At 70.4% G+C, this 11,945-nt stretch carries 10 protein-coding genes; 5 read left to right on the top strand and 5 right to left on the bottom strand.

Annotated elements, in window-relative coordinates:
- On the bottom strand, positions 1 to 1,429 hold a 1,429-nt coding region (locus VJN29_RS01725; RefSeq protein ID WP_324141736.1), incomplete at its 3' end, for a bilirubin oxidase.
- Positions 1,430 to 1,605: 176 nt separating this feature from the next.
- Between VJN29_RS01725 and VJN29_RS01720 the strand changes: the two genes are divergently transcribed.
- From VJN29_RS01720 to VJN29_RS01710, 3 genes are read left to right on the top strand one after another with little or no spacing between them, the layout of a single operon-like run.
- Positions 1,606 to 2,331, top strand: coding sequence for a DsbA family oxidoreductase (locus VJN29_RS01720; protein ID WP_324141735.1), 726 nt, complete (start codon positions 1,606 to 1,608; stop codon positions 2,329 to 2,331).
- 21 nt (positions 2,332 to 2,352) lie between these two features.
- Complete coding sequence (locus tag VJN29_RS01715) at positions 2,353 to 2,787, top strand: MmcQ/YjbR family DNA-binding protein (RefSeq protein WP_324141734.1); 435 nt, start codon at positions 2,353 to 2,355, stop codon at positions 2,785 to 2,787.
- Entirely contained in the window at positions 2,780 to 3,613 is an 834-nt protein-coding gene (locus tag VJN29_RS01710; protein WP_324141733.1) for a 2-phosphosulfolactate phosphatase, read from the top strand. The genes VJN29_RS01715 and VJN29_RS01710 overlap by 8 nt, the downstream gene beginning before the upstream one ends.
- A gap of 152 nt (positions 3,614 to 3,765) precedes the next feature.
- On the opposite strand, the gene VJN29_RS01705 is transcribed toward VJN29_RS01710, so the two are convergent.
- On the bottom strand, positions 3,766 to 5,160 hold the full coding sequence (locus tag VJN29_RS01705; protein ID WP_324141732.1) for an FAD-dependent oxidoreductase: 1,395 nt from the start codon (positions 5,158 to 5,160) through the stop codon (positions 3,766 to 3,768).
- 150 nt (positions 5,161 to 5,310) lie between these two features.
- Between VJN29_RS01705 and VJN29_RS01700 the strand changes: the two genes are divergently transcribed.
- A complete protein-coding gene (locus VJN29_RS01700) occupies positions 5,311 to 6,696 on the top strand; it encodes an aspartate aminotransferase family protein (RefSeq protein WP_324141731.1) in 1,386 nt (461 codons plus the stop codon).
- Positions 6,697 to 6,808: 112 nt separating this feature from the next.
- On the top strand, positions 6,809 to 7,183 hold the full coding sequence (locus VJN29_RS01695) for a nuclear transport factor 2 family protein (protein ID WP_324141730.1): 375 nt from the start codon (positions 6,809 to 6,811) through the stop codon (positions 7,181 to 7,183).
- Positions 7,184 to 7,285: 102 nt separating this feature from the next.
- On the opposite strand, the gene VJN29_RS01690 is transcribed toward VJN29_RS01695, so the two are convergent.
- The 3 genes from VJN29_RS01690 to VJN29_RS01680 all read right to left on the bottom strand — a co-directional run bounded on the left by VJN29_RS01690 (position 7,286) and on the right by VJN29_RS01680 (position 11,923).
- Complete coding sequence (locus tag VJN29_RS01690; protein ID WP_324141729.1) at positions 7,286 to 8,767, bottom strand: nitronate monooxygenase; 1,482 nt, start codon at positions 8,765 to 8,767, stop codon at positions 7,286 to 7,288.
- A 231-nt stretch (positions 8,768 to 8,998) separates the two neighbouring features.
- A complete protein-coding gene (locus tag VJN29_RS01685; protein WP_324141728.1) occupies positions 8,999 to 9,760 on the bottom strand; it encodes an NAD-dependent deacylase in 762 nt (253 codons plus the stop codon).
- A gap of 153 nt (positions 9,761 to 9,913) precedes the next feature.
- Entirely contained in the window at positions 9,914 to 11,923 is a 2,010-nt protein-coding gene (locus VJN29_RS01680) for an ABC1 kinase family protein (protein WP_324141727.1), read from the bottom strand.
- Between the last annotated feature and the right edge of the window lie 22 nt (positions 11,924 to 11,945).

Here is an 11,945-nt window from a genome sequence, read left to right as displayed (position 1 = left end):
CCAGGACATGGCTGCCCACGGGGACATCGGTGAAGTCGACGATGAGGTCCGCCCGCTCCGCGAGCCCCATGAGGAGTTGGTTGCGGTTGTCCGCCGTGAGGTTGACCGGTGCGGCCAGGAAGCCGCCCTCGTTCCCGATGGTCCAGACCTGCACGCCCGGGATCGAGCTGAAGTCGAGGATGAGGAACCGGGACTGGCAGCCGTTGAGGAACCGGAGACGGTACCGCCGCTGCTCGACCGTCTGGTACGGCCAGGTGTTGCCGTTGACCATGATCGTGTTGCCGAAGAACTCGGGGTTCCACATCGGCGACAGGTCGGTGTCGGGAATGAACCCGGGGTCCTCGGCGGTGGCGCCGTCGAAGTACTCACGACTGTCGGGGTAGAACAGCGACCCGTCGTCGTTGAAGGCCCGGTCCTGGATGGCGATCGGGATCTCGTGGTACGTCTTGTTGGAGGGGAAGGCATCTCCCTCCATCGGCGCCGGGCCGGGCAGCACCGCGGTGGCGCCGGAGCGGCTGTCGAGGATGGCCTTGTCGCCCTCGGGGCCACCCCGGACGAGGAAGAAGCCCGCCGGGCCGGCATACACGTTGAGGCGAGTCATGCCCAGCGTGTGGTCGTGGTACCAGAGGGTCGACTCGCGCTGGTTGTTCGGGTACTGGAAGATGGCGAACCCCGGACCCCAGGTAGCGCCGTAGCTGGCCGCGGCCTTGCCCTTGAAGAAGTCGTACCACGTGCCTTCCGTCGCATACCCCGAGGAGAGGTTGTTCGCCGCCGGCAGGTACCACGCCTCCGCGTAGCCGTCGCTCTCGTCACCGACCCCGACAGCACCGTGGACGTGCGTGATGATCGGCACCGGCCCGGTGTACGCATCGGGTGTCGAGTCGAAAGTGGGCCGTGAGTCACGACCGGTCGTGCCGCCGGGCGGGTTCGCCCAGTGCAGGGTCGGGTCCACGGGCAGCAGGTGGGGTAGATACCCACCCGACTGGTCCACCAGGTCGTTGATCCACTTGATCCGCACGGGCCGGTTCCACGTCGTCTCGATGGTCAACGACGGCGCGTTGTGGACCAGCAGACCCCTCTTGCTCGCTGACGCGATGGCGCCGTAGCCCCAGACCGTGGTGGCGGGCATCCCGGCCGGGAGGATCTGCTGCGAGAACTGCTTCACCGAGATCTCGTAGTAGTCGATCGGCTTGCCGCCCTTCGCCCTGATCGTCCCCGCCCGTGGCATGACGGGCGGGATGAGCAGCGGCGTGACGAACTTCTGCACACCGGCCGGGTCGAGCGTGTCGCCGGGTATGGCGGCAACCGCCCGTTTCGTGCCTCCCGGCGCGTAGGCGTAGAGGACGAAACCGGCCCCCGCCACACCCGCTGCCTTGATGAATGCTCGCCGGCCCAGCGGTCGACGCACCTCATTGCGGAACTCTTTCATCTCGGTCACCACCCAGTGCGATTGACCGATGGCTCGCGTGGCCCGGCGCCCCACGTGCCTCCATCGTGACGGAACTCTTCGACGTGCCGCGACCCCTGACGTTCGCCTGCGTCAACAGCGTCTCACCGGTGGTCCCGGCGTGTGGGTGGATCGCGAAAACGCTACGTTGTCGAGTTGTGAGGATCGACATCTGGACCGACATCGTGTGCCCGTACTGCTACCTCGGGCGCCGCCGCTTCGAGGAGGCGCTCGAGCGGTTCGAGCACCGCGACGAGGTGGAGGTCCAGTGGCACAGCTTCGAGCTGGACCGCACCGCGGACCCGGTCTCCGAGCACGACCTGCCCGGGCTCATCGCGGCCAAGTACGGCACGTCGCGAAAGGAGGCAGTGGCCCAGCACGAGGGCCTCGCCGCGCAGGCCGCCGAGGTGGGTCTCGAGCTCAACTGGCAGGCCGCCCGATCCGGCAACACCTTCGACGCGCACCGGCTCGTCCACCTGGCTGCCGATGTGGGCGGCCAGGCCCTCGCCGGCCGCACCCACGAGCGCCTCCTGCGCGCCTACTTCAGCGAGGGCCGCGCCATCGGCGACCGCGACACCCTCGTGGCCCTCGCCGCCGAGGTCGGACTCGACCCCGAGGCCGTCCGGGACGTGCTCGAGTCGGACGACTACGGCAACCACGTCCGCAGCGACGAGGCGACCGCCAAGATGCTCGGCATCACGAGCGTGCCGTTCTTCGTCCTCGACCGCCGCTACGGGGTCCCCGGCGCCCAGCCCATGGAGGTCTTCGAGCAGGCCCTCGCGCAGGCATGGGCGAGCAAGGACGAGGACCGCGAGCCGGCCATGGCGGCGGGAGGCTGTGGCGGATGCGGTCCGGGCGGCTGTGGCGGCGTCTGCAGCGCCTGAGCCTCACATAGCGTTGGGGCCATGTCGCATCCACTGATGTTCGACGAGAGGGATCCCTACCTCGCTCGCGTTCGGGAGATCTGTCTTGCCTTCCCGGGCGCCGACGAGAAGATCTCGCACGGTCGCCCGAACTTCTTCACCCGCAAGGTCTTCGCCACCTTCGGCGGCTCGCTGAAGGGCGACCACTTCTCTCCCCTCGCGCGCAGCTCGCTGCTCTTCCTGCCCGACGCCAGCGAGCGGGAGGCGCTGCTCGAGCGGGAGCCCTTCTTCGTGCCGGCCTACTTCGGACCCTCCGGCTGGCTGGGTTTGAGCTTCCACGTCGTGGGCGCTGTGGACCGGGTCGACTGGGACGAGGTCGGCGAGCTCGTCGACGCCTCCTACCGGCTCACCGCGCCCGCCCGCCTGGTCAAGGAGCTGGACGCCCGCCTGGTCAAGGAGCTGGACGCCCGTGCGTGACTGCTGGAGTCAGGACGACGGCACGATCCGTGTCGAGTGGGGTCCCGTCGGGGCCGAGTCGTTGGTGTCGTATGCCGCTGAGCGCGGTCCCGTCGTCGCGGTCGTCGTCGACGTGCTGAGCTTCACGACTGCCGTGTCCGTCGCCGTCGACGGGGGGATGACGGTGTGGCCGTACCGGTGGCAGGACGACTCGGTGGCGGAGTTCGCTCGCGGACACGACGCCGTGCTCGCACTTGGTCGCCGGGCAGCGGCCGCGCAGGGCGGGATGAGCCTGTCCCCGAGGTCGATCCGGGAGTCGGGCGGGTCGGTGCAGCGCCTCGTCCTGCCGTCTCCCAACGGGTCGACGATCAGCGCCCTGCTCGACCGCGCCGGTGCTGTCGTCGCGGCTGGGTCGCTCCGGAACCGCACCGCGGTGGCAGGCTGGGTGATCAAGCGGCTCGATGCCCTGGCGGCCGCGGCCGGCCGTGAAGGGCCGCTCGGCGATCCGGCGGTCGTCATCGTGCCGGCCGGGGAACGGTGGCCGGACGGCACGCTGCGGCCCGCGGTCGAGGACCTCTGGGGCGCCGGCGCCGTGGTCGACGCCATCGTCTCGAGGCTCGAGCACCGGGCCGGGCCCATGCTGCTCAGCGCGGAGGCGGCCGTTGCGCTGGCTGCGTGGTCGTGGGTCGCGGACCGGGTTGGCCCGTCGCTCGAGGCCTGCGCGAGCGGACGCGAGCTGATCGACGGGGGCTTCGGCGACGACGTCCGCATCGCCGCGGAGGTGGACGAGAGCGACCACGTGCCCGTTCTCGTGGCGGGCGCCTTCGTCAATGCCGTGATCGGGTGAACAGCTTCGGGGCCCACCACGTGATCGAGTGAACAGCTTCGGGGCCCACCACGCGATCGAGTGAACAGCTTCGGGGCGCACCACGCGATCGAGTGAACAGCTTCGGGGTCGTTCTCTCCCCAAAAGCTGTTCACTCGATCGGTCGGTGGTGGCTACTGGCCCATCGCGCTCCAGAACGCGGCGGCCGCGCGAGACGGTCGCCCGGAGCGGCGCTCCGATCGATCGGCGGAGCCCATGAGCGCGGTGACGGCATTGACGCCGAGCCACCGCAGCGGCTCCGGCTCCCACTGTCGGGACGTCCGTCCCGCCCACGGGAGCGACGTGAGGTCCTCGGGGTCGTCGTCGCGGATCATCGCGGCGAGCGTGCGGCCGGCGAGCGCGGCGGTTGCGACGCCGTCCCCGACGTAGCCGCCGGCGAAGGCGAGTCCCGTGCGTCGGTCATGGCGCACGGCTGGGTACCAGTCACGCGGCACACCGAGGTTGCCACCCCAGCAGTGCGTGAACTCCACGTCGCGAAGCATCGGGAAGAGCTCGACGAGGATCCGGCGGAGCATCGTGTGGACGCGCTCGTCCCGTTCGTAGGCCGGCGACACCTTGGACGCGTAGTGGTAGGGCGCGCCGCGGCCCCCGAACGCGATGCGACCGTCGCGGGTGCGCTGGCCGTAGATGACCAGGTGCCGGTTGTCGGCGAAGGTCGACCGCTCCCGGAGCCCGATCTGCTCCCACACGTCGTCAGCCAGCGGCTCGGTTGCCGTCATGAGGGAGTAGACCGGAGCCAGGCTCCTGCGTCGTCCGGCGACGGTCGCGGTGTACCCCTCCGTCGCGAGTACGACGTGCTCGGCGCGAACCGTCCCGTGCGGCGTGATCACCCGGCGGCTGTGCACGTCCACGGCCTCTGTCTGCTCGTAGATCGTCGCCCCCCGTCTCTCGACGGCGTCCGCGAGCCCGCGCACGAGCCGAGCAGGGTGGATCGCGGCACAGTGCGGGGTCCAGGCGCCGCCGAGGGCCCCGTCGACGGCCGCGATCTCCTGCACGCCGTCCGCGTCCAGGAGCTGGTGGTCCTCCTCGCCGAACCCCCAGGCTGCATAGTCGGCGACCTGGCTCCGGAGCCGCTCGAGCTGGGCCGCGTTGCGCGCCACGGACAGCGACCCGCCCTGGTCGAAGTGGCAGTCGATGCCCTCGACCGCGGCGATGCGGCCGACCTCGGGGACGGTGTCGTTGAGGAGGCGCTGCATCCGTACTGACGCCTCCCGGCCGCGTTCGACCGCCATCCGTCGCAGCGAGGTCGGGAACAACGCGGAGCACCAGCCCCCGTTGCGCCCTGATGCCCCGTAGCCCGCAATCTCCTTGTCGATGACGACGATCCGCATCGTGGGATCGGCCACGGCGAGGTGGAAGGCGGTCCACAGCCCGGTGTACCCGGCCCCGATGACCACGACATCGGCGTCGACGTCGCCGCCGAGGGCCGGCCTCGGAGTCAGGTCATCCGGCGTGGTGTCGTGCCACAGGCTGAGCTCTCGGTAATGCGACGAAGCCGACGGGGGCATGAGCCGCAGTATGCCCCGATTCGGTCGAGTTGACGATGGGTAGGTTCACCGATCTCAGACTTCAAGGGGGGATGACCTTCGGAATCAGTGGCGTCGGGCTGTTGAAACGACCCCTTCCGTATGCGGTCGGCGACTGTGCACGATGGGGCCATGCCCGAACGCGCCACCATCGACCGCGTCACCATCGACCGCGCCCGCCTCGCCCAGCTGCACGGGCGTGAGCTCGCCTCGTTCCGGGCGGCCCGCCCGCGATCCGCCGCCCTCGCCGAGCGCGCCCGAGCGCATCTGCCGGGAGGGGTGCCGATGTGCTGGATGGTGAAGTGGCCGGGAGAGTTTCCCGTCTTCGTCGAGCAGGCCGCGGGTGCGCACTTCACGTGCGTCGACGGGATCGACCACATCGATCTCTGCCTGGGCGACACCGGCGCGATGATGGGGCACTCGCCAGCGCCAACCGTGGAGGCCGTGACCGCCCAGCTCGCCCGCGGGATCACGACGATGCTCCCGACCGAGGACGCGATCGCCGTCTCGACCGGCCTCTCCGAGCGGTTCGGCTTGCCCTACTGGCAGTTCACGCTCACGGCCACCGACGCAAACCGGCACGCGATCCGCTATGCCAGGCATCTGACTGGCCGGCCCACGATCGTCGTGCACAACCACTGTTACCACGGCTCGGTCGACGAGACCTTCGCGACGCTCGACGACGCCGGACGAACGGCCAACCGCCGCAACAGCATCGGCCCGCCGGTGGACACGTCGGAGACGACCCGCGTCGTCGAGTTCAACGACGTGGACGGCCTCGAGAAGGCGCTCGCCGAGGGTGACGTGGCGGCCATCCTCGTCGAGCCTGCCCTGACGAACATCGGGATCGTCCTGCCGGACGACGGCTACAACGAGGCGGTCCGCGAGCTGGCGACGAAGCACGGCGTCCTCCTCATCAACGACGAGACGCACACCATCTGCGCCGGCCCCGGTGGCATCACTCGCCGCGACAACCTGCACCCTGACCTCCTCGTCATCGGCAAGTCAATCGGTGGCGGGGTGCCCTGCGGCACTTTCGGATTCACCCAGGACGTGGCGGACCGCATCACCCGTTCGGTCGAGCTGGAGGACATCGACGTGGGCGGCATCGGTGGCACCCTCGCCGGGAACGGCCTGTCGATGGCGGCCATGAGGGCGACCCTCGAGCACGTCATGACGCAGGGCGCCTTTGACGGCATGATCCCGCTGGCGGACGCCTGGGCGGACGGCGTCCAGGCCGGTATCGACGCCGCCGGAGCGCCCTGGCACGTGACCCGTTTGGGCGCGCGAGCCGAGTACAACTTCGCTCCCGAGCCACCACGGAACGGGCAGGAGGCGCACGCCGCCGACGACTTCGAGCTGCAGCAGTACCTCCACCTCTACGCGCTCAACCGGGGCATCCTTCTCACGCCGTTCCACAACATGGCCCTCATGTCGCCCGCCACGACGCGCGCTGACGTCACCGCCCACACCGCGATGTTCGACGAGTGCGTGCGCGAGCTCTTCAGCCAACCCTAGCCGAGCAGGCTTGCGCTGGAAGTGAACTCAGCGGCATACGCGATGCTGTCCGTATGCCGCTGGGCTGGCGTCCGCTCGTGAGCCGGCCCCGTCCTTGGGTACCCTGACAGTCATGTCGTTCCTCTCGATGGACGAGCTGCTGGCCGTGGAGCACGCCGGGTGGCGGTCCCTGTGCGAGGGCCAGGGGGGCGCCTTCTACGGTGAGCTCATGACCGCGGACGGCCTCATGGTGCTCGTCAACGGCATGGTGCTCGACCGCGAGCAGGTGGTGGAGAGCCTTGACCAGAGTCCGCCGTGGGACTCCTACGAGGTCGACAGGCCTCGGTTGGTGTCGCTGTGCGACGAGGGAGCCGCGCTCGTCTACCGGGCTGCGGCGGTGCGCGGTGAGGAGGAGCCGTTCACAGCCTTGATGTCGAGCGTGTACCGCTTGGTCGGTGGGCGGCCGCGACTGGCCCTCTACCAGCAGACGTCGGCTCCCCGCGGCTAGGAGTCACCTGTGAAGCTCGGTCGATGAGGGGTGGTCGACGGTGGCTGGGCACTGGATGACGACCCTCACCCTTCTGAACCTGCTGGGATGACTCGGGAGTTCTCACGCACCAGTGGAAATCGACTGCTGGACCGGCGCGGCCACTCTCCGGACGTGTTCCTGGTCCCCGGAGAGGAGCCAGTCGACCGCCTGCGTGGCCGACCATCCGTCGGGGTGATCTGCCAAGAGCCGGCGGGCGCCCTCGAGATCCTGTCCCAAGGTGACGGCCGGCAGCTCGTCGTAGCCGTCGCGGCGGTGCTGCCCCAGCCCGACGTCCGCCATGAGCGCGTTGCAGAGGCACTTGCGGCCCACCGTGGCCTCGATGGTCCCGCCCTTGCGGACGTAGGCGTCGATCGGCTCGGCCGCACAGCGGTAGCCCACCGACCCATCTGCCCGCTCGAACGGCTCGCGGAGGTAGGACAGGTCGCAGAGCCGCTCCCGCGCCTGATAGAGCTCCTCGTCAGCCAGGGTGCCCGGGAGGCCGGCGACCTTGAACGGGAATCCCGTCGGTGAGGCGGCCGCGTCGTTGCGGACGGCCAACGTGCCGGCGGCGAGCTCGGCCAGGGTCTGGCGTCGCAACGGTTCAGCGATGCCCGACTCCGTGCAGAGCGCGAAGATCGTGCCGCACTGCACGCCAGCGGCACCGGCCTCGAGGGCGTCAGCCACCCGCTCGGGCGTGCCGTAGGCCCCCGCGAGCCAGAAGGGCAGACCGAAGCGCGCCATCGCCGCGAGATCCGCGAGGTCACGGTCGCTGTAGATCGGCTGCCCCGCGTCGTCGAGCGTCAGGCGGCCACGCGGGGGCGCACTGTGGCCTCCCGCGGTGGGCCCTTCCACGACAAAGCCGTCCGGCCGGATCGACGGGTCCCGGTTCAGGTAGCCGGCCAGGCTGTGCAGGGAGATGATCGCGAGGAAGAGCGGCCGCGTCAGCACCGGCAGGTGCGCGCCGAGCACCTCGACCGGGTCGATCGTGCCCGTGTGGGCCCTCGTCGACTCGTGCACGTCGATCGAAAGGGTCCCGGCCCTTCCGGCGGCGAGGTCCGTCAGCAGCTGGGGGATCTCGCGCGGGATGCCCGCACCCATGAGGACGTAGTCGACGCCGGCGACCATGGCGCCGAGCGCCGCGGAGGGCGTGGCCATCTGGACCTTCTCGAGGAAGTTGATCCCGACGAGCCCCTCATGCCCCTCCTTCGCGAGCCACACATGGGCGAAGTTGCCGAGGACGGAGAGCTCGACGGCGCCGCGGCTCGGCCTGATCGTCAAGGTCGGGTTGGGACGGTAGGGGACGTCAGGTGCACGTCCGCCGGCGATGAAGTAGCGGTCGAGGGCCCGCTGGGCCATGTCCCGGTCCGGGAATGCGCCGAGCGCCCGTCGCAGGTGGCCGCCAGGGTCGCCGTCCTGGAGGCCGCGCGCCAGCACCGCGTCGAGGGCAGTGCCCGACACGACGCCGAGCTGCCCGTGCCGCGAGACGGCTCGGGCCAGCTGCCAGGACGACACGTTGACGCCCATCCCGCCCTGGATGACGACCGGGACCCGGTGCTCGTCCATCTAAACCTCCGCTACCGTAACCTACGCTTCCGTAGGTAACGGTACGCCTGTTTCGGACCCCACCGGGCCACGCGGTGTCACTCGGACACTGACCAGGACACCTCGTCACCGACGCTGATGGTTACGGAGCCGAGCAGACCGAGCACGGTCCCGGCCCCTGCCTCGATGCTCGGCACCGATCTGGTGGGGAGGCGCCGTCCGGGGGCGACGTGGTGGACACCACCGTGGGAGTCATGGCGTGGTCGCCTCCGCGACGAGGCGGGGCATCGCGACCGCGGCGGTCTCGCGCCACACCTGATGGGCGATGTGGGACACCTCGGTCTCGAGCGGGTTCACCTCCACGACGACGGCACCGCAGCCGCGAGCGATGGCGGGCAGCCCGGCGGCAGGGTGGACGATCCCCGACGTCCCCACGACGAGGACGAGGTCGGCTTTCTCGACGAGCGCCACGGCCTGGTACCAGTCGCCCATGGGAAGTGGCTCACCGAACCAGACCACCCCCGGCCGCACTGCCGCAGTGCACTCGGGACACCGCGGCGGCTCAACCCGGTCGGCCCCTTCGTCCACCGTCGGGAGCGCACCCCGGTAGGGCGTCCCGCACTCCTCGCAGCGCCAGTTCGCCAGCGCCCCGTGCAGGTGGACGACGTCGGCGCTGCCGGCCCGTTCGTGCAGGTCGTCGACGTTCTGCGTCACCACCGAGACGCGCGGGCCGCCGAGCACCCGGGCCCACCGAGCGATCGCGACGTGGCCGGCGTGTGGCTCGACCTCCGACGCGAGGCGGAACCGCCAGAGATACCAGGCCAGGACGAAGGCGCGGTCCCGGCGCCAGGCCTCCATCGTCGCCAGGTCCTCTGCCGCGAACCGCTCCCAGAGCCCGGTCTGCGCATCCCGGAACGTCGGCACCCCACTCTCCGCCGACATCCCGGCCCCGGACAGCACGACGACGCGGCTCGCTGAGCGCGCGGCGGCAGCGACCGCCTCGGGCACCGTCATGCGCACAAGGGTGGCACAGCACCCCTGGACCCGTGTCCCGGCTGTGACGCGTCACCGCCCTCGGGCTTTACCACTTCCACGGCGTATGCCGCTGAGCTGGCTTCCAGCGCAAGCGCGCTCAGCGGCATACGACTTCCTGTTCCGCAGGCGGGGTCACGCAGTCCAGTCGGAACGGAGGGCGTCGGCCGTGGTCCGGTGCTGGTGGAAGATGAGGACGAGGACTCGGCTGCCGAGGACGAAGCCGAAGAACAGCAGGGTGAAGCCAAGGAAGGCGTTGAGCGGGACCGTCTCGGTCATCATTGGTCCGCCCTCGGCGGCGACGAGCAGGATGCCGCCCAGGACGCACGCGGCTGCCAGCGCTGTCAGGACGAGCTGGTGGACGATCCCGGTGATGAACGCGCGGTCGCGCAGGTCTGCGAGGGCACGGACGTTGACCGTGAGGCGCCCGGCCTCGATGTCCTCGGTGATCTTGTTGATCCGGCGGGGCAGCCGCTGGATGACGGGCAGCAGGTTCGCGAGCTGCGCCTCGAGGGTCTCCCGGGCTGCCGCGGGAGTGATCCGCTGCGTGACCAGGCCCCGGCCCTGCTGGCGAGCGGCCTCGACGAGGTCCAGCCCGGGGCAGATGATCCGCAGGCTGCCCTCCAGGGAGCCGAGGGCGCGGAACGCCGCAGCCACCTGGGACGGCACGGCGAAGCCGTGGTCGAGCACGAGCCGGAAGAGGTCCACGAAGAGGGCTGCGCTCCCCGTGGGCGACAGCCCCGAGCCGTGACGGAGGATGAGCTGTCCGATCTCCCGCTCGAGCTTCCGGTCGTCGAGGTAGTCGCCGCGGTCGAGCAGGTCGAGGAGAGCATCGGCCGCAGCGAGGGAGTCCTGGCGGTCGACCGCGGCGAGGAGCAGCCCGATCGAGGTGCGGGCGCCCCGGTCGAGCCGGCCCACCGCGCCGAGGTCGAGCAGACCCAGCTCTCCCTCCTCGGACACGAAGATGTTGCCGGGGTGCAGGTCGGCGTGAAAGACCCCGGTCACCACGACCTGGTGGAGCACCACAGCGAGCAGGTCCTCGGCCATCGACCGTCGTTCGGCGGCACTGAGGCGGCCCAGGAGCTCGTCGGCCGCCGACACGGACCGACCGGGCATCCGCTCCATGACGATGACCCGCGCTGACGACAGGTCCTCGCGCGCACGAGGAACGTGCACGCGGGGGCGGCCGGCATGGGAGACGCCCTCCGCGACAGCACGCATGTTGCCGAGCTCCACCCGGTAGTCCAGCTCCTCCTCGAGCGAGCGCGCGAACCCCTTGGCCAGGGACTCGACACCGAGGCGCCGGCCCCAGCTCGTCCTCCGTTCCAGCCAGGCCCCGAGCCGCAGCACGATGTCGAGGTCTGCGAGCGCCTGTCGACGGGCATCCGGCCGCTGGACCTTGACGACGACCTCCTCGCCGCCGACGAGCCGGGCGAGATGGACCTGGGCGACGGACGCCGCCGCCACAGGAACGTCGTCGATGTGCTCGAAGACCTCGTCGATGGGCCGATCGAGCTCGCGCTCGAGCACAGCGCGGACCCTCGGCCACGCGGCCGGCGGCACGTTGCTCTGCAGCTGCGACAGCTCCCGGACGTAGGCCTCGGGCAGCAGGTCCGGTCGCGACGAGAGCATCTGGCCGAGCTTGATGAAGGTGACCCCACCGTCGGTCAGAGCCTCGCGCAGCGACCGGGCCACCTTGGAGTCGGGCACGTCAGTGCCGGTGCGCGTCGGGCGGAGGTAGGCGCCGAGGCCATGCGCAGCGGCGATGCGGACAATGGCTGTGTAGCGCGCCGCCCGCCTCCGCCTGGTCGGCAGCGAACGAAGCAGCGAGATCGGGCCGGGCAGGGTGCCCGTGGGGACCATGGCCTCGAGGATCGCGAGCACCATGACCTGGGCGGCGAGAAGCCAGGCCGTCGCCAGGATGACGATGGCCCCCGTCGCGGCCACGGACGGACCCGTGGGCCGCAGGTCGAGGTTCAGGGCCGTGCTGATCCAGTTGAGCAGGCCGGTCCCCACGCTGATCATCGTCAGGCTGACGATGATCGTGCGCGGCCACCCGACCGGCACCCCAAGCAGGCGACGGGTGACCACCGCGACGACGGCGACGTTGACGACGGTCGCAAGTGCGTAGGCCAGGAAGTCCATCGGTCCCCTCGGGCGGTGGGTC

Origin of the sequence: Intrasporangium sp., from assembly GCF_035280925.1 — a bacterium.
Classification (GTDB): domain Bacteria; phylum Actinomycetota; class Actinomycetes; order Actinomycetales; family Dermatophilaceae; genus Intrasporangium.
The sequence above is the reverse complement of the archived record's forward strand: the minus strand, read 5'-3'. Positions and strand labels throughout refer to the sequence as shown.